The sequence below is a fragment of the Myroides sp. C4067 genome (assembly GCF_038039665.1).
Taxonomy (GTDB): domain Bacteria; phylum Bacteroidota; class Bacteroidia; order Flavobacteriales; family Flavobacteriaceae; genus Flavobacterium; species Flavobacterium odoratimimum.
On record NZ_JBBPHJ010000009.1, the window covers coordinates 121479 to 143137 of the forward strand.

18 protein-coding genes are annotated in these 21659 nt (G+C 33.3%); 9 read left to right on the plus strand and 9 right to left on the minus strand.

Annotated features, from left to right (window positions below):
* Positions 1 to 16: 16 nt before the first annotated feature.
* Complete coding sequence (recN, locus tag AABL87_RS08805; protein WP_341277200.1) at positions 17 to 1672, plus strand: DNA repair protein RecN; 1656 nt, start codon at positions 17 to 19, stop codon at positions 1670 to 1672.
* A 29-nt stretch (positions 1673 to 1701) separates the two neighbouring features.
* Here the strand turns inward: recN and AABL87_RS08810 are convergent, their stop codons facing one another.
* Positions 1702 to 2544, minus strand: coding sequence for a DUF4249 domain-containing protein (locus tag AABL87_RS08810; protein ID WP_006260219.1), 843 nt, complete (start codon positions 2542 to 2544; stop codon positions 1702 to 1704).
* Positions 2545 to 2548: 4 nt separating this feature from the next.
* Positions 2549 to 4963 (minus strand): TonB-dependent receptor, encoded by a 2415-nt coding sequence (locus tag AABL87_RS08815; protein ID WP_006264413.1) that lies wholly within the window; start codon positions 4961 to 4963, stop codon positions 2549 to 2551.
* Positions 4964 to 5119: 156 nt separating this feature from the next.
* Between AABL87_RS08815 and AABL87_RS08820 the strand changes: the two genes are divergently transcribed.
* The gene (locus AABL87_RS08820; protein WP_016650483.1) at positions 5120 to 6121 is read left to right on the plus strand and encodes a sensor histidine kinase; all 1002 of its coding nucleotides are present in this window, start codon (positions 5120 to 5122) and stop codon (positions 6119 to 6121) included.
* Entirely contained in the window at positions 6097 to 6795 is a 699-nt protein-coding gene (locus AABL87_RS08825; RefSeq protein ID WP_016650484.1) for a LytR/AlgR family response regulator transcription factor, read from the plus strand. The genes AABL87_RS08820 and AABL87_RS08825 overlap by 25 nt, the downstream gene beginning before the upstream one ends.
* A gap of 62 nt (positions 6796 to 6857) precedes the next feature.
* Here AABL87_RS08825 and AABL87_RS08830 read toward each other — a convergent pair whose 3' ends face one another.
* The 6 genes from AABL87_RS08830 to AABL87_RS08855 all read right to left on the minus strand — a co-directional run bounded on the left by AABL87_RS08830 (position 6858) and on the right by AABL87_RS08855 (position 15308).
* Positions 6858 to 9077 carry an NADP-dependent isocitrate dehydrogenase gene (locus AABL87_RS08830; RefSeq protein ID WP_016650485.1) on the minus strand — a complete coding sequence of 740 codons (2220 nt, stop codon included), beginning with the start codon at positions 9075 to 9077 and terminating at the stop codon, positions 6858 to 6860.
* 238 nt (positions 9078 to 9315) lie between these two features.
* A complete protein-coding gene (locus tag AABL87_RS08835) occupies positions 9316 to 11715 on the minus strand; it encodes a GumC family protein (protein ID WP_006267056.1) in 2400 nt (799 codons plus the stop codon).
* A 4-nt stretch (positions 11716 to 11719) separates the two neighbouring features.
* Positions 11720 to 12505: a polysaccharide biosynthesis/export family protein gene (locus AABL87_RS08840; RefSeq protein WP_006260213.1), complete on the minus strand. Its 786-nt coding sequence runs from the start codon at positions 12503 to 12505 to the stop codon at positions 11720 to 11722.
* 234 nt (positions 12506 to 12739) lie between these two features.
* Positions 12740 to 13480: an LPS export ABC transporter ATP-binding protein gene (gene lptB / locus AABL87_RS08845; RefSeq protein WP_006260212.1), complete on the minus strand. Its 741-nt coding sequence runs from the start codon at positions 13478 to 13480 to the stop codon at positions 12740 to 12742.
* 17 nt (positions 13481 to 13497) lie between these two features.
* A complete protein-coding gene (gene tatC / locus AABL87_RS08850) occupies positions 13498 to 14310 on the minus strand; it encodes a twin-arginine translocase subunit TatC (protein ID WP_006260211.1) in 813 nt (270 codons plus the stop codon).
* Positions 14311 to 14342: 32 nt separating this feature from the next.
* Positions 14343 to 15308, minus strand: coding sequence for a KpsF/GutQ family sugar-phosphate isomerase (locus AABL87_RS08855; RefSeq protein ID WP_006260210.1), 966 nt, complete (start codon positions 15306 to 15308; stop codon positions 14343 to 14345).
* Between the two features lie 89 nt (positions 15309 to 15397).
* Here AABL87_RS08855 and AABL87_RS08860 point away from each other — a divergent pair, with 89 nt between their 5' ends.
* The gene (locus tag AABL87_RS08860) at positions 15398 to 17593 is read left to right on the plus strand and encodes an ATP-dependent DNA helicase RecQ (RefSeq protein WP_006260209.1); all 2196 of its coding nucleotides are present in this window, start codon (positions 15398 to 15400) and stop codon (positions 17591 to 17593) included.
* Positions 17594 to 17670: 77 nt separating this feature from the next.
* A complete protein-coding gene (locus tag AABL87_RS08865) occupies positions 17671 to 18123 on the plus strand; it encodes a hypothetical protein (RefSeq protein ID WP_006261953.1) in 453 nt (150 codons plus the stop codon).
* 550 nt (positions 18124 to 18673) lie between these two features.
* Here the strand turns inward: AABL87_RS08865 and AABL87_RS08870 are convergent.
* Positions 18674 to 18910, minus strand: a complete 237-nt coding sequence (locus tag AABL87_RS08870; protein ID WP_006261952.1) for a hypothetical protein — start codon at positions 18908 to 18910, stop codon at positions 18674 to 18676.
* A 262-nt stretch (positions 18911 to 19172) separates the two neighbouring features.
* On the opposite strand from AABL87_RS08870, the gene idi reads away from it, so the two are divergent.
* From idi to AABL87_RS08890, 4 genes are all read left to right on the plus strand, one after another.
* Positions 19173 to 19700, plus strand: a complete 528-nt coding sequence (gene idi / locus AABL87_RS08875; RefSeq protein ID WP_006264407.1) for an isopentenyl-diphosphate Delta-isomerase — start codon at positions 19173 to 19175, stop codon at positions 19698 to 19700.
* A gap of 4 nt (positions 19701 to 19704) precedes the next feature.
* The gene (locus AABL87_RS08880; RefSeq protein ID WP_006264406.1) at positions 19705 to 20118 is read left to right on the plus strand and encodes a 6-pyruvoyl trahydropterin synthase family protein; all 414 of its coding nucleotides are present in this window, start codon (positions 19705 to 19707) and stop codon (positions 20116 to 20118) included.
* A gap of 107 nt (positions 20119 to 20225) precedes the next feature.
* Positions 20226 to 21194: a type I phosphomannose isomerase catalytic subunit gene (locus AABL87_RS08885; protein WP_006260204.1), complete on the plus strand. Its 969-nt coding sequence runs from the start codon at positions 20226 to 20228 to the stop codon at positions 21192 to 21194.
* 65 nt (positions 21195 to 21259) lie between these two features.
* Positions 21260 to 21523, plus strand: coding sequence for a hypothetical protein (locus AABL87_RS08890; protein ID WP_006260203.1), 264 nt, complete (start codon positions 21260 to 21262; stop codon positions 21521 to 21523).
* The last annotated feature ends 136 nt before the right edge of the window (positions 21524 to 21659 follow it).

Genomic DNA, 21659 nt, shown 5'->3' on the forward strand with positions numbered 1-21659 from the left:
TCTAAAATTAAGTTATATGCTTATATCATTAACAATCAAAAACTTTGCACTTATTGATACATTAGAGATAGATTTTTCTAATGGTTTTTCTATTATTACTGGAGAGACTGGAGCTGGTAAGTCTATTGTGTTAGGTGCATTAGGTTTATTACAAGGAAAACGTGCTGATTTATCTTCTCTAAAGGATAAAGAAGTGAAGTGTGTTATAGAAGGTCATTTTAGTATTGGTAAATATGGATTGAAGGATTTATTCAATGAGTTAGAATTAGAATATGAAGATGTGACGATTATAAGAAGGGAGATTTCTCCTTCTGGTAAATCTAGAGCCTTTGTAAATGATAGCCCTGTTAATTTGTCTGATTTGCAACGATTAACAGAGCACTTAATAGATATACATTCCCAACATCAAACAATGGAATTGTCTGATGAAAATTACCAAATGCAAATTGTTGATGCAGTTGCAAGTAATATTACTATTCTGGAAGAGTATAAAGGACATTTAGTATTATATAAGAGAGCTCAAGCACAATTAAGAAGTTTACAACAACAACAGGCTGATTTAATTAAAGAACAAGATTATAATGCCTTTCTTCTAGAAGAGTTAGTGCAAGGAAATCTAGATGGATTAAATCAACAAGAATTAGAGCAAGAGTACGAAAAACTGAATAATGTTGAGTTTGTAAGAGAAAGCTTCGGACAATCAATTAATCTTTTGACAGACGATGAAGTAGGAGCAGTTTATAGATTAAAGGAGGTAAAGCAATTATTACAGAAAACAAGTACTATTTCTAATGATTATGAAGAGTTATATACTCGTATTAGTAGTGTAGAAATAGAGTTGAAAGATCTGTCTGATGAGATAGAACGTCAATTAGATAATGTGTCTGCAGATCCTGAACAATTAGATTTAATTAATGATCGCTTACAATTATTATATAATCTACAGAGAAAACATCAAGTAGCTACCGTAGAAGAATTATTAGCTATTAGAAGTGAACTGGAAGAGAAAGTAGATCTAGCTAGTGGAATAGACGATAAAATAAGCTCATTAGAAAGAGAAATTGATAAGTTAAGTGTTGTTTTACACGAAGTAGGAGATAAGCTCTCAGAATCGAGAATAAAGGCTGTTCCTGTTTTAGTCAAACAACTATTAGAGATATTGTCATTAGTAGGAATACCTAATGCCAACTTCAAGTTTAACTTCACTGTATCCAAGAATTTTTTAGCTAATGGGAAAGATGAGTTACAACTGTTGTTTTCTGCTAATAAAGGAATGGATTTCGGTGTGCTAAAGAAAGTTGCTTCAGGAGGAGAATTGTCTAGAATTATGTTAGCGATAAAAGCAATATTAGCTAGGTATTCTAATTTGCCTACTATTATCTTTGATGAGATAGATACTGGGGTTTCTGGAGAAGTAGCTGATAAGATGGGAGTGATTATGAAAGATATGAGTACTCATATACAGGTGTTTGCTATTACGCATTTACCTCAGATAGCAGCAAAAGGGAAGCAACATTATAAAGTGTACAAAACATCTGATGACGAAACGACTACTTCACAATTGACATTATTAGATTATGAGAGTAGAGTGAAAGAGATAGCACAGATGTTATCAGGGAAAGATATTAGTGATTCTGCTTTAGTTCATGCTAAAGAGTTATTATCAAAATAGAAAAAGCCATCACATGATGGCTTTTTTATTTACGGTTTAGGTTGTTCAAAAATAGTGTGATATATAGTTTGCTTCTCAGTTACTCTAAAGTATCCTAGTGCTTCTTTATCAGGTGTAGTAAGGTTTTTGACATTCCCCTTTATTTTAGAAATAGGTGTCTGAAAAGGACCTCCTCCATTGTTTAAAGCATCAGTTATAAGCCACATATAATCATAATAGTTTCTAGAGATTTGATGTAGATCTATTTGTATCTTGTCACCAGGTTCATAATCTTTGTCTGTTGATATGTCTTCTATTAGTTTACCTTTAGAGAACTCGTTAGAACGAACACTTAAGGCAGGCCTTTTATTTTCCCAAAGTAAATTAGTGTAATAATAATTTAATTTATTATCACCTTTATCTGTATCTTGAAAGTAAATTCTAATCGTATAATAGTAATCATTAAAGAACTTTTCTCTTCTTTGTTCTAACCTTTCTATTTTAGGAGTTTCAACCAACCTTTCGGTTGCTTCATAAATATCATTATCATACTCTATGTGTAATTTATATTTATTTTTCACAAAGTCTTTTTTAATAGAAGTAGAGATATATCTTCCAGTCTTATTGAGTTCTTTGAACTGATGTTTAGTTCCTTTTTCGTCTTCTACCCATACTGTTGCATTATGGACTTTAGGTGCTTGTGGATTATAAAAATCTGTAGTCAAAGATAGATTGATACTTAGGGTATCTTGTTTGTTCTCTGCATCAAAATCGAGATTACCTTCAACAACTAATCTTGGAGGTGCTGTTGGTAAGTCTATATCTATTACATGCTCACAAGAAGTAAGGTATAATAGAATAGAGAGTATACTTATATATTTGAGAATATTCATTTGATTAGAATTTAAAGTTATAGGTTACACTTGGAACCATTCCGAAAATAGACATTTTAACAGCTTCATTCTGTCCTCTGTGATCTTTGTGTTCACGGAATGATATAGAAGCGGCATTGGCTCTTCCATAAAGATTGTATATGCCGAATACCCATTCACTTTGCCACTTTCTACTTGTGTTTTTTGTAGGGGTATAAGTTGCTGATACGTCTAAGTGATGATAAGCAGGTAGGCTGTAAGCACCTCTTTTTCCAAAATTAGGAACACTCTGACCTAAATAGTCATATCTTCCTTCAGGATAAGATGTAGGACGTCCTGATTGTAAGGTAAAGCTAGCGCTAAGATCCCACTTCTTGTTTAATTGGTACATAGCCGTAACAGAAAAGTCATGTGTTTTATCATAAGCAGTTCTATACCATTGACCATTATTTATTCCTGGCTCATCTGGTGTTCTACCAGGTGTTCTCTGCTCTGATTTTGCTAAGGTGTAGGATACCCATCCTGTAAGTCTACCTAGATTCTTACGCACCAATAGCTCTAGTCCGTATGCTCTAGATTCACCACTAAGTATTACGCGTTCTAAAGCATCATTACCTATCAGTTGTGCACCATCTATATAATCTACTCTGTTATCTCCTTTTTTATAGTAAACCTCTGTTTCTAAACTATATTTTCCTTCTTTAAAGTTTCTGAAGTATCCTAATGCAACTTGATCAACGAGTTCTGGCTTGATATATTTACTACTTGGTGTCCAGATATCTAATGGAGTTGGTGCTGCCGTATTAGACATTAAATGAAGATACTGAGCCATTCTATTATAACTAGCTTTAATAGATTGATCATCATTAATAATATAAGCAATGCCGAAGCGTGGTTCAAAATTATTGTAGTTTTGAATACTCTTACCTCTATTATAAGATTCAGTCCCTATGATATCTGCCATCTTGTATAAACCTAGTTCAGAGTCATATCTTACAGGTTGATTGTTTTGATATAGATTGATATTTTCTTTTCCTAGATTAGTAAATGTAGAAAACCTAGCCCCATAGTTTAAATTGAAATGTTGACCAATACTCTGTTCTGCTTCTAAATAAACACCTCCTTCAAAAGCGTATTTAGAATCTATCTTCTTATAAATAATAGATGAGTCTGGTTTTGTTGGCTTAATTACTCCTGGAGAAAAATCATAGTAAAGACCACTTACTCCATATTTTAATTGAAGATTACTATGGATGTCATGAGTTAGATCATACTTTAATGAGTAACTTTTAATATCAGAATCCCATTTAAAGCCAGTTATTTCCATATCTAGACCATATACATAGTCACTGTATGAAGTGGTAAGTTTACTACTTAGATTATCTGAGAATAAATGATGCCATTGAAGATTTAAAATTGAGTTTCCAAAGGTGTTCTTTAATAACTGACTAAAACTAAATACATCTCGTCCGAAATAACCAGATAAGGTTAGTTTATTGTTTTCGTTTAAATCAAAGTTTAATTTAGTGTTTAAATCATAAAAATAAGCAGAGTTCTTATTGTCTGTTAACTTTAGGAATAAATGTGCATACGAGGCTCTTCCTGCTACTAAGAAGGAAGATTTTCCTTTCTGCATAGGGCCTTCTGCCATTAATCTACTAGAGATAACTCCTATACCTCCTGTGCCATGAAACTCCTCAGTATTACCATTTTTTTGGAATACTTCTAATACAGAAGAAGCTCGTCCTCCAAATCTAGCTGGTATTCCTCCTTTGTATAACTTGATGTCTTGAAGTGCGTCTGAATTAAACACTGAGAAGAAACCAAATAGGTGAGAAGAGCTAAAAACATTTGCATCATCTAAAAGTACTAAGTTCTGTCCTGCACTTCCGCCTCGCACATTAAATCCTGACGCTCCTTCACCAGCATTTGTTACACCAGGGAGTTGTAAGATAGACTTTAAAACATCTGTTTCGCCTAGTACAACAGGCATTTTCTTAACTTCCTCTATAGATAATTTATTGACACTCATCTCTGGTGTTCTAATATCTGCTTTTGTAGAGTTTTTTATTATGACTACTTCGTCTAATTGAGCAGTATCAGATTTTAGGATGATTTTTAATGTATTATCTTTAGTTGTGTCTATATTAGCATGATGATTAGTGTAACCTAAGTATGATACTAGAATGTTATACTGTCCTGATGGAATAGAGATACTAAACTCTCCTAACTCATTAGTGGTGGTAGCTTGATCTAATTCTTTTATATAGACAGTAGCTCCTATTAAGGGAGAGTTTTTATCTAGTACCTTTCCTTTTAATATTGTTTGTACTTGTTCATTTATGACATTCGCCATCGTATGCTGTACATGAAAAGGAATTGTAGATACGTAGAAACTCAGTCCCAATAAATAATTGGTAAACTTTTTGTGATTAATCATTCGTTTATCTTATTATGTTTCAATGCAAAAATAGGTAAGTAATTATTGCTATTTGTTTAATTAAACGCTGATGAAGTAGCTATTATTTTAATGGCTTTCAAATAAATAGTAATGAAAGGATAATGTTATTATTAATGATTCTTTACATTTGTTTGTATGAAGTCACTATGGAAATTTTATTCTAACTTTTGGTTGAGGAATGTGTCAGTTATCATTCTACTTCTTAGTGTATTTACATTCGTCGCTTCTGTAGATAAAAGTGATCGTTCATTAACTGAGATTTGGGAGGAGTTAGTGCCTTCCTTCTTTATTGTATACGGTTGTATTTTAATTAGTAATATTTTGCTGATTAAGAGATATATGATTACCAAACGGTACAATATTTTCTTACCATTATTTACTATATATTGGATTGTAGTTCTAATTGGTACTGGGTTATTAAATATGCTTATAGATGGATTTGATTCTTGGTTGAGTGAAATTCTAAATACTATATTTTTAATGTTTTTAGGATCGGGTACTTATTTTATTCACTTATGGGTATTCAATGATATTACAGTTCGTGAAAAGCGTTTAGTAAATACTGTAGCTGAATTGGACTTCCTCAAGATGCAGTTAAACCCACATTTTCTTTTAAACGCAATGAATAACTTATATGGCGAGGCTCTAACTAATCCAGAAGAAACGCCTGAGCGAATTTTGCAATTATCACATTTATTAAGATATCAATTAGAAGCAACTAAAAGAGAGTTTGTTTCTTTAGATCAAGAAATAGAATTTTTAAAAGAATATTTTAATTACTATAAGTTTAGGACAAACGATTTAGTCGTAGATATAAAATATGAAGGGGATATTGAGAAGTTTCAAGTGCCTCCACTTTTGTATTTTAGTTTGGTTGAAAATGCGATAAAATTTGCTTTACAAACTGAATTTCCTTTTATAAAATTAAGAGGATATGCTAGAGATAATCATTTGCTGTTCGAATTAGAAAACAGTTGTTTGCCTGACGAAATGTTGCAAAAAGGAACAGGAGTTGGGCTTTTAAATCTAGAAAGAAGATTAGAAGTCTCTCATTTGAGATATAAATTTACAAAGAATAAATCAAAAAATTATTATAAAACCACTTTAGAATTATGGGAATTACCTACCAGTGTTTAATAGTAGATGATGAGAAACCTGCACATCAGGTGCTTTTAAGTCATATTAAGCAATGCGATGATTTAGAATGTATAGGGCATGCTTATAGTGGAAAAGAAGCTCTAACTTTTTTACAGAGTAATGAAGTAGATATATTATTCTTGGATATTAATATGCCTTTAGTATCAGGTTTAGAGTTGCTAGAAATGTTACCTATTAAACCCACTACGATTGTGACAACAGCGTATTCAGACTTTGCATTAGAATCTTATCAGAATGATGCAGTCGACTATTTATTAAAACCAATAGCTTTTAGTAAGTTCCTTAAAGCAGTTGAAAAAGCAAAGGTATTCTGTAAGGATAGAAAAGAAAATAATCGCAAGAGCGAACTTCAAAAAGTATTAATAAAAGAAGATGGCTTTGATTATTTTATAGAAATGTCAGATATCATGTATGTTGAAAGTGCAGGTAATTATATCAAGATATTTACTAAAAGTAGGCGTAAGAGTTACTTTGTATATGGGTCGCTAGTAGGGTTTAAAACAGAATTAATAGGAGATAACTTTGTTCAGGTACATCGTTCTTTTATTATTAATAAAGAGTGTATAAAAGAGCGATTTATGAGTAAAGTCATTTTAATGAATGGCGATGAAGTGCCTATTGGGCGTAAGTATCAAATTTTATTAGATCAATAAAAGAGAGTATAAAAAAAGGTCATCAGTTAACTGATGACCTTTTTTAGTATATCGATGCTATATTAGATAGTGTCAATAATTTGGTTTAAAGTAGCACTTGGACGCATAGCCTTAGCTGTGTCAGCTACATTTGATTGGTAATAACCACCGATGTTTTGAGCTTTACCTTGAGAAGCGATTAACTCTTCGTTGATTTTAGCCTCACCTTCAGTCATTGCTTTTGCGATAGGAGCAAATTTAGCTTGTAATTCAGCATCTTTAGATTGGTTAGCTAATGCTTCAGCCCAATACATTGCTAAGTAGAAGTGAGAACCACGATTATCAATAGATCCAACTCTACGAGCAGGTGATTTATCATTGTCTAAGAACTTAGCAGTAGCTTCGTCTAATGTCTCAGCTAATACCATTGCTTTAGGGTTGTTTTGAGTTTGGCTTAAGTGTTCGAATGAAGCACCTAATGCTAAGAACTCTCCTAAAGAATCCCAACGTAAATATCCTTCTTCAATGAATTGTTCGATATGTTTAGGTGCAGAACCTCCTGCTCCAGTTTCGAATAATCCACCACCATTCATTAATGGAACGATAGATAACATCTTAGCTGAAGTACCTACTTCTAAGATTGGGAATAAATCTGTTAAGTAATCACGTAATACATTTCCTGTTACAGAGATTGTATCTAGACCTTGACGGATTCTTTCTACAGATACTTTAGTAGCTTCTACTGGGTTTAAGATTCTGATATCTAATCCAGTAGTATCGTGATCTTTTAAGTATGTATTTACTTTAGCGATGATTTCTCTATCGTGAGCTCTGTTTTCATCTAACCAGAAGATAGCAGGAGTATCAGATAAACGAGAACGGTTAACAGCTAGTTTAACCCAGTCTTGGATAGGAGCGTCTTTAGTTTGACACATTCTGAATATATCTCCAGCTTCTACATTTTGTTCGAAGAAGATATTTCCTTTATCATCAGATACGCGGATTACTCCATTTGTGTCAGCTTGGAATGTTTTGTCATGAGAACCATATTCTTCCGCTTTTTGAGCCATAAGACCTACGTTAGGAACAGATCCCATAGTAGTAGGGTTATAAGCACCATTAGCTTTACAGTCTTCGATTACAGTTTGGTATACACCAGCGTAACAACGGTCTGGAATGATAGCTAAAGTATCTTGTGATTTTCCTTCAGCATTCCACATTTGTCCTGAAGTACGGATCATAGCTGGCATAGAAGCATCTACGATAACGTCAGAAGGAACGTGTAAGTTAGTGATACCTTTATCAGAGTTCACCATTGCGATAGCAGGACCATTAGCAATAGCAGCATCAATAGCAGCTTTTACTTCAGCTTCTTGAGCATGTCCAGCTAATTTAGCGTATAAATCACCTAATCCATTATTTGGGATAATACCTAATTCTGCAAATAAAGTAGCATATTTAGCATATACTTCTTTGAAGTAAACTTCTACTACAGCACCGAAGATGATAGGGTCAGAAACCTTCATCATTGTCGCTTTTAAGTGAGTAGAGAATAAGATACCTTTTGCCTTAGCTTCTTCTTTACATTCAGAAACGAACGCTTTTAATTTATTTACGTTTAGTACAGATGAGTCAATGATTTCACCTTTTAATAAAGGAGCGTAATCTTTTAATAATTTAATAGCACCATCAGTACCTACAAATTCGATTTTATATTTACAGTTATCAGCTATAGTTACTGATTTTTCACTACCATAAAAATCACCTTCAGACATAGAAGCTACTCTTGTTTTAGAATCAGCTGACCATGCTCCCATTGAGTGTGGGTGTTTTTTAGCATAGTTTTTAACTGCTTTAGGAGCTCTACGATCTGAATTTCCTTCACGTAACACAGGGTTTACAGCAGAACCTAAGATTTTAGCATATCTAGCTTTAATCTCTTTTTCTTCTTCAGTTTTAGCATCTGCAGTATAGTTAGGCACAGCATAACCATGAGCTTGCAATTCTTTAATAGCAGCATTTAACTGAGGAATAGAAGCAGAGATGTTTGGAAGTTTAATGATATTAGCTTCTGGAGTCTTTGCTAATTCTCCTAATTCTGCTAATGCATCACCGATTCTTTGCTCTTCTTTTAAGAACTCAGGGAAAGTTGCAAGAATACGTCCTGCTAAAGATATATCTCTTGTTTCAACATCTATACTTGCTGTTTTAGCAAATGCTTGTACAATAGGTAAGAACGAATACGTAGCTAACATTGGAGCCTCGTCTGTAAACGTGTAAAGGATTTTAGATTTTTGTGTCATTTTTTATTTACTTTAAATGAAAACAATATTATCGTTAAATATATTTTGTTTAAAACTTGAAATTTATATAGCAAATATACTAAATATGTATGTTATTGTTTAGGCTTAATACCCTTTTTAGAGTTGAATTATGAATTTGATAATTCAGACTTTTTATATTTCTGTTTTAGTACATTTTGATATAATATTTTATCATATTAATGAAAAAGGTCACCCTATAAAAGAGTGACCTTTGTTCTTATTTTAGATTTATTAGTTTTTTCCACCAAGGGCGTTTGTCTACTTCTAGATCTTGGCCATATCCATAACCATATCCGTATCCATAACCATATCCTTTGTTTGTCTCAGTATCATTTAAGATAATTGACATATTCGGAAGTTTACCTTCTTTGTGTAAGTCATTAGGTAATTTAAGCATACGTTTGTCTAGGTAGTTTGCTCTCGCTACGTAGATGAACGTATCAGCATATTTCGCGATTAACAAGGTATCTGTAACTAAACTAACAGGAGCTGTATCTACGATGATATAGTCATATTGTTTTTTAAGAGTCTCAAACATATCTCCTATTCTATCTCCCATTAATAGTTCTGCTGGGTTAGGTGGAATAGTACCTGCTGGTAAAGCATACATGTTTTCGTAACCATCTATTTTTACAACATACTGGTTGATATCGTCCTCTTTTCTTAATAAGTAGTCAGATACGCCTTTAGTAGGAAGCATGATATAATCATCTAATCTAGGGTTACGAATATCTAATCCGATAAGAAGAGTTCGTTTACCTGATAATGCAATTGTAGCTGCAATATTTACAGATGTAAATGTTTTACCTTCTTTAGGGAATGTAGAAGTTAAGAATATCATCTTAGCATTACCTTCCTGTACATCACTTAGCATAAACTCAAGGTTCGTTCTAACGATACGAAGAGCTTCAGCAGTACTCGTTCTACTCGCAATATTAACGATTTTGGAATTATCGTTAGAGTGTGGTATATCACCTAAGAATGGAACTTGAGTATTTTCTTCAATGTCTAATCTAGTCTTAACCTTAGTATCTAATAAGCTACGTAAGTAGATTAAAGCAAATGGTATTAATCCTCCCATGATAAGAGCGGCTAATAAGATAATTGCTTTTTTAGGAGCTACTGGTTTATCACTACTCTTAGCTACATCGATTATTTTAGCATTTTGTTCTGTTGCTGCTAAAGCGATTGCAGTTTCCTCTCTTTTTTGGAATAAGTATAAGTAGATAGCCTCTTTTACCTTTTGCTGTCTATCGATGATTCTGAACTCTCTTTCTTGTTTTGGTACAAGAGATAGTTTAGATTTTAATTCAGATTCTTTAGACGCTAACTCTCTACGTGTAATTTTTAGATTGCTCTCGGCTCTTAGAAGGCTTTCTAATACAGAAGCTTTCATAGAGTTGATTTGATCGTCTAATTTAACGATAGCCGGGTTAAGCTTAGTTGTACTAGTACTTAACTTATTTCTTTCTAATACTAATTTATTATATTGATCAATTAAGCTGTTAGAGCTAACATCTGTCGATACTATATTACCAGGAAGTAATTCGTTTGGTTTGCTGCTTTTTAAGAACTCTATTAGAGAAGAGATAACTTTTAATTCGGTTTCATTACTAATGATTTGTTTTTCATAAACATTAGCATTCTCTAAGTGAATTTTTAATTCTGTAGGAATATCAGTAATGCTATTTCTAGCTTTATATCCCTCTACGTTCTTTTCTACATCACCTAGTTCATCAGTAATCAGGACTAGACGAGAGTCGATGAACTCTGAAGTTTTCTCTGAGATAAAACGTTTATCAGCTATAGCACCATCATTGTACAAAGTAATCAATGTGTTTAAATAATCTTTTGCTTTCGCTGGCGTAGCGTTTAACAATGATAATTCAAGCACAGTAGAGAACTTATCAGTAGGAGCTATTTTTACCTCTTTTACGTAATAATCAACGACTTTTTGGACAGGTTTTACTTGTACTAGTATTTCATTTACAGTTTCTTCACCACCTTCTTTTTTAAGAGCATCTAGTGTTCCTGTTTTTTTAGGAGCATTCTTAGTTACGATAAGTTTACCTAATATAGTAGAAATAGGTTCATCATATTTAAAAGTACCTAATTCTTCTTCCTCATCATTTAATAACAAGAAAGACGATTCAGTTCTATCTTTAACAATAAATGAATACTCGATATCATCAAAGTCAAAAACACGCTCTACAAAGTTGATAGAAACAGGACTATTACCATATAAATCCTTTTTTACAAATCTATCGTTATTGATTAAAGCTATATTTAATTGTAATCTTCTAACTGTTCTTTCTGCAAGACTTCTTGATTGTAGTACTTGTGTCTCGTTTTCTACATTACTTTTACCACCAGAGAACATCCCTAAGTCAGCGAATGCTGCCATTTCAGACGCTATTCCACCACCTCTTTTTTCATCTTTTACAATGATAGAAGTATTGATAGAATATATCTTCTGGCTATAACGTAAATAAACGAAAGCTAAAGCTACAGTAATAAAAACACTTAATACAAACCATCTCCAGTGAACTAAATATTTCTCTAGTTCTTCTCGTATGTTTATATTAGAGTTTTCTTGATTGTCAAATTTGTTTTCCATTTTTCTATTTTGTAGCAAGTGCTATTACAGTTACTAAAAGTGATAATGCAGATAATCCTAAACTTAAGTTAGGTCCTACTACAGAAGAGTTTACTCTTGTTTTGTTAGGCTCTACATATACAATATCGTTTTGATTTAAATAATAGTATGGAGATACCATAAAGTCCGCTTTAGTCATGTCTACACGGATAGGAACTCTTCTTCCATCTATTTCTCTTATCAGTAATATATTGTCTCTTTTTCCATATACTGTTAGGTCACCAGATAATGCTATTGCTTCAGCTAATGTAAGTCTCTCACTATTGATAGTGTGTACACCTGGCTTATTTACCTCCCCTTGTACTGTCACTTTGTAGTTCATGATTCTCATGTTGACAATAGGGTTATTGATATATTGGCTTATTTGTTTTGACAGTATTTCTACAGCTTCTTTTTTGCTTTTACCACCTACTTTAATAGTTCCTAATACAGGAAATTCTATATTCCCATCACTATCTACTAAGTATAAGTGTTGAGTCATAGTACCACTACCAGCAGGATTGTTAGGATTTGTAGTCATTGTATTAGCTAAGTTAAACGGAGCAGCTGCTTCAGGATCTTCTGCAGATACAATGATCATTAGCAAATCATCTGCTCTTAAACGAGTCTCAAATTTATTATCATTAGACTCTTTTAGTAATACATCCTCAACGTTTTGGTAGTATACAACACTCTCTCTAGATGCACACGAACCTAGCAATAGCATAGTGCAGAAGAAAAGTGATAGTTTTAGCGCAATTATATTTTTCATTGTTATTTTTTTGCAAATATATAGTTTCTAAATAGTCAAAAAAAAGAGTTTTACTATTTAAAGTGTCAAATATAGTTTTTTCTGAGTAGAGACAAAATGTTACTTTCACAAAAAGTACAGTGTTTTTAGGATAATTCACGTTTTTTCTAATTATAAAAAACACAATAATCTCAGAAATTAAAAGAACTATAAATATTAACTGTTAAATATGTAAAAGTAGCTTTTGATTCTTATTTAGAACGTTAGTTTCTTTTTACGTAGTTCGAAATTCTGACCTAAGTACACTTTTCGTACCATTTCGTCTTCTGCTAGCTCTTCTGGAACACCTGCTTTTAAGATTCCTCCTTCGAACATAAGATACGTTTTGTCTGTAATAGCAAGAGTCTCTTGAACGTTGTGATCTGTAATAAGAATACCAATGTTTTTGTTTTTTAAGTTCGCAACGATTTTTTGGATATCTTCTACTGCCACAGGGTCAACTCCCGCGAAGGGCTCATCTAGAAGAATAAACTTAGGATCAGTAGCTAATGCTCTAGCGATTTCTGTACGTCTTCTTTCTCCTCCAGATAGTACATCTCCTCGGTTAGTACGTACATGGTTTAAGTTGAACTCTTCTATTAGAGATTCCATTTTCGCCTCTTGTTCTTTTTTAGAGAGTTTCGTTAGTTGTAGTACACTTAGGATGTTGTCCTCTATACTTAGTTTTCTAAAGATAGAAGCCTCTTGTGCTAAGTACCCGATACCATGTTGTGCACGTTTATACATCGGGAAGTCTGTTATATCCGTGTTGTCTAAGTATATATTTCCACTGTTAGGTTTTACTAATCCTACAATCATATAGAATGATGTAGTTTTACCAGCACCATTAGGTCCTAGTAGTCCTACGATCTCTCCTTGATTAACCTCTACTGATATACCTTTAACGACTTTGCGTTTTTTGTACATCTTAATTAAATTATCAGCTCTTAATTTCATGATTTTAAAATATGAGATTAGTCAATTTGTTTTGTTTTACTCGCTTCTATCTTCTTATTCTTTTTGTGTACGAAGAGAGAGATGTAGATACTCACTTCGTATAGAATAAGTAATGGAATAGATACTATAATCTGGCTCACTACATCTGGTGGAGTTATTACAGCAGCGATTATTAATATTAATACGATAGCGTACTTTCTATAGTCTCTTAAGAACTGTGGTGTAACTAAATCTAACACAGATAGGAAGTAAATAATAATCGGTAATTCGAATACTAAACCACATGCTATAGATGTCGTTTTTACAAGACCTATATAAGAGTTGATATCTATCTGGTTTTTAACGATATCACTTACCTGTAAGTTCGCAAGGAAATTAATAGATAGAGGAGTGATAACGTAGTATCCAAATACTACTCCCATAAAGAATAATAAAGAAGATACAACGATAAATAGTTTAGCGTATTTCTTTTCTTTTGTATAAAGTGCCGGGCTGATGAACTTCCATATTTCCCAAAGAATGAAAGGAACTGCAATAATAAAACCTGCAGAAATACAAGTCCAAATTAATACAGAGAACTGTCCATCCATCGTTCTATTCTGAATCTCGAAGGGTAAGTCTTGTAAACAAAAACTTCTATCGAAATCAAAACGTTGTGCTATTTTACAAAAGAATTGATAGGTAACGAAATCACTTCTTTTTGGTGCGAAGATGATTTTGTCAAAAATAAAATCACTAAAAATAAAAGCGACTGCCCCTCCTCCTAGTATAAATGCTGAAGATCTAACTAATAACCATCTTAGTTCTTCTAAGTGGTCTAAGAAAGACATTTCCTTTTTTGATTTATCTGAGTTTGCCATATTTATACGATCCCTTCTTTTAATATATCATGTAGGTGGATTACGCCTACGTATTTGTTGTTTTGTGTCACTAGTAATTGCGTGATAGAGTTGTCCTCTAATATAGACAGTGCCTTAGATACGTGCTCAGAACTCTCTATTGATTTAGGGTTGATAGACATAATGTCTTTTGCCTTATAATCGTTTAGATTACTACTTTTTTGTAGCATACGGCGCAAGTCTCCATCTGTTATGATTCCTATGATTTGCTCATTATCTACTACTGCAGTTACTCCTAAGCGTTTCTCTGATATCTCTACGATTACTTCTTGGATAGAAGAGTCTGGAGATACCGCAGGTTTGTTTTCGCTTTTTAGTATGTTTTGCACCAAAAGTAACAATTTTTTACCTAATGCTCCACCTGGATGGTACATTGCGAAGTCTTCTGCAGTGAAGTTTCTCAATTCTATAAGACAAGCTGCTAAGGCATCTCCTAAAACTAGCTGAGCAGTAGTACTGTTCATAGGTGCTAGATTATTCTGTTCTGCCTCATGGTCTATTTTAGATAATAGGATATAGTCAGCACTTTTTGCTAAAAACGAGTTCTCATTAGCTGTGATAGCAATAAGCGTATTGTTGTGTCTTTTAAGGATAGGTGCTAATACTTTTATTTCTGGGCTATTACCACTATTAGAGATACAGATGATACAGTCTCCTGGTTGGATTAGACCTAGATCTCCATGCATTGCCTCTGCAGCATGCATATGGATAGATGGCGTTCCAGTAGAATTGAATGTTGCTACTATTTTCGCTCCAATTAGTGAACTTTTGCCTATTCCTGTCACAATTATTCGCCCCTTGCAGTTGAAAATCGCTTTAACAGTTTTTTCAAAATCGTCCGTTAGATAATCGATTAGTTTTTTAATGCTTTCACTCTCAGAAAGTAAAGTATTCTTGGCGGTGTTTAATATGTTAATTGATGTATTCAAAATGAGCGAATGTTAAATATTATGATTGAACTAAAGAAATTTTGTACCTTTAGGTACTGCAAATTTATGTAAAATACCATACAAAAATAATGAAATCAACTGAAATTGACTTGCACAAAGAGTTAAAGAGATTTTTTGGATTTTCTCAATTCAAAGGTCTTCAGGAAGATGTGGTCAAAAGTATTATTTCTGGACACAATACTTTTGTGATTATGCCGACTGGAGGAGGGAAGTCTCTTTGTTATCAATTACCTGCATTGGTGTTAGAGGGAACTGCTATTGTTGTTTCACCGTTAATTGCTTTGATGAAGAATCAAGTAGATGCTATTAGAAGTTTATCTTCAGAGCATGGTGTGGCTCATGTGCTTAATTCATCTCTTACGAAGACTGAGATAGCTCAGGTAAAGGAAGACATTAAAAGTGGGATTACAAAGTTGCTATACGTAGCACCTGAATCTTTAACTAAGGAAGAGTATGTTAGCTTTTTACAAGGGGAAAAATTATCTTTTGTAGCTATTGACGAGGCCCATTGTATTTCTGAATGGGGACATGACTTTAGACCAGAGTATAGAAATCTGCGCAACATTATTAGAAGTCTTGGTGATATACCTATTATAGGACTGACTGCAACAGCCACTCCTAAAGTACAAGAGGATATCTTAAAAAACTTAGAAATTCCAAACGCGAATACCTTCAAAGCATCGTTTAATAGACCTAACTTATTCTATGAGATACGTCCTAAAACGAAAAATGTAGAGACGGATATTATTCGCTTTATTAAACAACACCAAGGAAAATCAGGAGTGATCTACTGTCTAAGTAGAAAGAAAGTAGAAGAAATCGCAAATGTACTTCAGGTAAATGGGATCAGTGCTGTGCCTTATCACGCAGGACTAGATGCCAAGACCCGTGCTAAACATCAAGATATGTTCTTAATGGAGGATGTAGATGTAGTAGTAGCTACTATCGCATTCGGTATGGGGATAGATAAGCCAGATGTACGCTATGTAATACACCATGATATTCCTAAATCATTAGAAAGTTATTATCAAGAGACGGGTAGAGCTGGACGTGATGGAGGTGAAGGACACTGTCTAGCCTATTACTCATATAAAGATATAGAGAAGCTTGAGAAGTTTATGGCTGGTAAGCCTGTCGCTGAGCAAGAGATAGGGTATGCATTATTACAAGAAGTAGTAGCGTATGCTGAAACATCGATGTCTAGAAGAAAATTTATCCTGCATTATTTCGGAGAAGAATTTGACGAAGTCAATGGCGAAGGGGCTGATATGGATGATAATATCCGTAATCCTAAGACTAAAGTAGAAGCTAAAGATAGTGTAGTTCAATTATTGAAAGTAATTAGAGACACGAAACAATCTTATAAGACGAAAGAAATAGTATTCACTCTACTTGGGAAAATCAATGCATTGTTAAAAGTAAATAAGACAGATACATTAGACTTTTTCGGTTGTGGTAAGGATCACGATGAGAAGTACTGGATAGCTCTTATTAGACAAGTATTAGTAGCAGACTTATTGCGCAAAGATATTGAAGCTTATGGAGTGTTAAAACTGACAGAAGCTGGGCTACAGTTTATAGATAATCCTAAGTCATTTATGATGACTGAAGATCACGAATATTCTGATGCTGAAAATGATTTGGATGTGATCGCTAGTAAAGCTAGTCTAGTGATAGACGAGGCTCTGATCGGTATCCTAAAAGATCTGCGTAAGAAAGTAGCGAAGAAATATGGTGTACCTCCATTCGTAGTATTCCAAGACCCTTCATTAGAGGAGATGGGGCTTAAGTATCCAGTTACTCTAGAGGAGATGTCTAATATTATAGGAGTAAGTGAAGGTAAGGCTAAGAAATATGGTAAGGAGTTCGTAGATGTGATTAGTAAGTATGTAGAAGATAATGATATCATCAGACCTGATGATTTAGTTGTTAAATCTACAGGTGCTAATTCCGCATTAAAACTTTATATTATTCAGAATGTAGATAGAAAGTTATCTTTATCGGATATAGCGAGTGCTAAAGGATTAGATATGGATGGTCTGCTAAAAGAGATGGAGCAGATCGTATATTCTGGTACGAAGTTGAATATATCATATTGGATAGATGATGTCTTAGACGAAGATCAGCAAGAAGAAATCTATGATTACTTTATGGAATCAGAGACAGATAATATTAAGGCTGCGATGACTGAGTTTGACGGAGATTATGATACTGAAGAGTTGCGATTAATGCGTATTCAGTTTATTAGTAAAGAAGCGAACTAGTTCATAGTAGAAATAGAACAATTAAAATCTTCAGTAGGTGACTACTGAGGGTTTTTTTATATACTCTTTTTAAAAATATGGAAAAAATATTTAAATCGTGTTTTAGACGATCTTCGTTAGTCAAGATTAGTATCGTTACTATGGTGCTTTTAATGATAAATATTTTATTTATAATCTTAATATTAAAAGCAAAGAAAGGCGATATCGGGGTGAGTAATATCGAGAGTGCTATAGCAAGTGGAGTAGTGACGGCTTCTATATTAGTCTACTATGTAGTTAAAATATATCCTTATCTCAACAAAATAACGATTGATGGAGAAAAGATATATTATAAGAAAGTATTGGGACAGGAGAGAGTTATAGATATAGCTGCAGAAGATGTGCAGATACATATAGATACATTATATATGCGGTGGACTAACCAAGATGGCTATATAGAAGTGAATAGTGGAAAGAAAAAAATCAAGATTATAGAAAGTTATTATAAAAACTATGTAGTGCTAAAAGAAACTTTGGTCGCTTTAGCTTAACAAAAGATATATAGATAAAAGGTGTTCTTATAGAGCACCTTTTTTTGTGGATATTAGACACTTTGTTTAGGTAGGTATTTAGTAATCATACAGTTTAGATAGAAGGAGAATAGGTGATGAGTAAATGGAGGATTGTTCGACAAAGTCACCTCTAGCTCCACCAATCTCGAGTAATTGTCCATGAATTGTCGAGCGAATTGCTTATAACACCTGTATTATAAGGGGATATGCTATAGAGGGTGTTTGTGTTTATAAAGGATGTTTTTTGTTTAACTTGTTGTTTGTTAGTGTTTTGTGTTGTTTTAAGGGCTAAAAAAAAGTACATCTTTTTTTCTTATAAGACAGATCTTTGCTCTTATTGAGGAGATAGAATAGAAAAAAAGACCTTTCAGAACATGAAAAAGTACTTATAAAAGTGAAATATAGATTCGAATATTAAAAAAAATAGTGTCCTTTTTCTTAATAGTTAAAAGATGTACTGAGTTGTAAAAAAGAAAGAGGTAACTTATTACATAGGTTACCTCTTGATATATGTATTCACAGATGCGGTCTATTCGTATAGCTCTCCTCGATGTGGTTTTAGGATATCTCTTAGTTGTCTCATTTGCTCATCATTGACTACCATATACGCGATAGTATGCTCTGGTGCTAGTACTGTATAGTCTATGATAGAGATAGGTAGTTGTTCTATAGCGACATACTCTTTAAGATGTATTACGTGATGTTCGGCTGTTTTTTCTCCAGCAGGCCCTTTAAAATCCCAAATAAGTTTGATTTGTCTTTCCATTTTCTAATTGTCATTTGTACAAAAGTAGTCAAAAAATAAGTAGAAATAGTTGAAGAATCAGTAGAAGTGGTTAGAAGGAAAAGCACTGCGTACGAATAGTATTGAAAGATAAAACGAGGGAGTAGATAACAAAAGAAGGAATGTAGTCGTTTATAAATGAGTATTATAGAATAAAGACAGGTTTATAACGATGCTATCTGATAAAGAGATTAGTTTAACCGTATCTTTTTTGTATTTTTGAGGTTGATATAAATTATTAGGTATGAAAGAAGAGTTAGTGGTATTAGTAAATGAACAAGATGAACAAGTAGGAGTAATGGAAAAGATAGAAGCTCATGAAAAAGCTTTGTTACATCGTGCATTTTCTGTTTTTATTTTGAATAAAAATAATGAAGTAATGTTACAACAACGTGCTTCAGAAAAGTATCACTCGCCTTTATTGTGGACTAATACTTGTTGTAGTCATCAACGTGTAGGCGAAACAAATATAGAGGCTGGTAGACGTAGATTAATGGAAGAAATGGGGTTCGAAGTGCCCCTAAAAGATGTTTTTAGTTTTATCTATAAAGCCCCATTTGACAATGGTCTGACAGAGCATGAGTTTGATCATGTGATGATTGGATATTACGATGATGAACCAAATATCAACCTAGAAGAAGTAGAGGCATGGAAATGGATGTCTATAGAAGGGATAAAGGAAGATATGGAGGCTAATCCTAATATATATACAGCTTGGTTTAAAATCATTTTTTCTAAGTTTTATCATTTTATAGAAGCTCAAAAGAAATAATAGTATGAGATTAACTGTTAGTAGAAAAGCTCATTTTAATGCAGCACATCGCTTGCATAGAAAAGAATGGTCAGAAGAGAAGAACCAACTTGTTTTTGGTAAATGTAATAATCCTAACTATCATGGACATAATTATGAATTAATTGTTCAGGTAACAGGAGAGCTAGATCCAGAGACAGGATTTGTGATGGATTTAAAAGAACTATCCGATTTAATAAAATCGGAGATAGAAGAGAACTTTGATCATAAAAACTTGAATTTAGATGTACCAGAGTTTTTAGAGTTAATCCCTACAGCAGAAAATATCGCAGTAGTGATATGGCAAAAATTAAGACCTTTTATTAATGATGATAAAGAGTTAGAAGTGATATTGTATGAAACTGCTAGAAACTTTGTTTCTTTTAAAGGAGATTATTAATTATAGGGTATGCTAATGGGAAAAGTTGTAACTTGCACCCTCGTTTTTTATAGCGATTGGGAAAGATAAATAAGCAATAGCTTATTTTTAATAGAAGTGATTAATATATGGGTTTTAAACAATATCCGATACTATTTCAACCGATTCTGAAAGACAGAATTTGGGGAGGAACGAAGTTAAAATCAATACTTGGTAAAGATATTGATTCAAATGAGGTAGGAGAGAGCTGGGAGATTTCTGGTGTATCTTCTGATGTAAGCGTTGTCGCAAATGGGGTATATGAAGGATTAAGTTTAAATGATTTAATTCAGAAGTTTCCTGAAGAAATCTTAGGTGATTATATTATAAACCGTTTTGATAAGAAGTTTCCTCTTTTGTTTAAGTTTCTAGACGCAAAAGAAGATTTATCTATACAGTTACATCCGAATGATGATTTAGCTCAGAAGCGCCATGGGTCTTTTGGAAAGACTGAGATGTGGTATGTGATGCAAACGGATGAAAATGCAAGAATAGTAGTAGACTTTAAAGATGGAGTGACTCAAGAGGACTATCTACATCATTTAGAGGCTAAGACATTGCCTTCTATATTAAAAGAGATACCTGTAAAGAAAGGAGATGTATTCTTCATCGAGACAGGTACTATCCATGCTATTGGGGCTGGTGTATTATTAGCTGAGATTCAGCAGACTTCAGATATTACTTATAGAGTATATGACTGGGATAGACTAGATGCTTCGGGTAATTCTAGAGAACTCCATATCGATATGGCACTAGATGCTATCAACTATGATAAGAAAGAAGTAGAGTTGACTTATACTAAAGATGCGAATGTATCTAACGAAATAGTAGCGTGTCCATTCTTCTCAGTGAATTATATACCTCTAAAAGGAAGTTATCACAAAGAGAAGGATGCTTCTAGATTCTATCTATATGTGTGTACAGAAGGAGAAGGAGAGATCACATTAGGTGACGAAGTGTATTCTATACGATGTGGACAAACTGTGCTAATACCAGCAGCAGTAACACAAATAAGTTTAAGTGGTGAGGCTACAATCTTAGAGATATTTGTTTCTTAAAAGAGTAGTATACCCCATTTTTATATTGTAGATTTGCGTAAAATTAATACTAAATAAAGGAAATTATGGCAAGCGTAAGAAACCTAAAAAAAGATATTCACTATGTATTAGGTGATATCATCCAAGCAATTTATATTCAAGAAATGACAACTGGAGGACCAACTGCAGAGACTAATGCATTACTTGAAGAAGCGTTTGTTTCTTTCGATGAATTAATCGGAGCAGTGAATGCAAAAAACGTTGAGAATAAAAAAGCACATTTTAAAGGAGTTTATAAAAAACTAGAAGATGTTGCAGGTCAATTAGTTGAAAAAATCAACGCAATGTAATCGAAAAAAAGATTTAAAAAAGATACATTTTGTGTTGCAAGATTGAAAAACCATGCTATCTTTGCACTCGCAAAATGAGTCGCCGGTGTAGCTCAGCTGGCTAGAGCAGCTGATTTGTAATCAGCAGGTCGTGGGT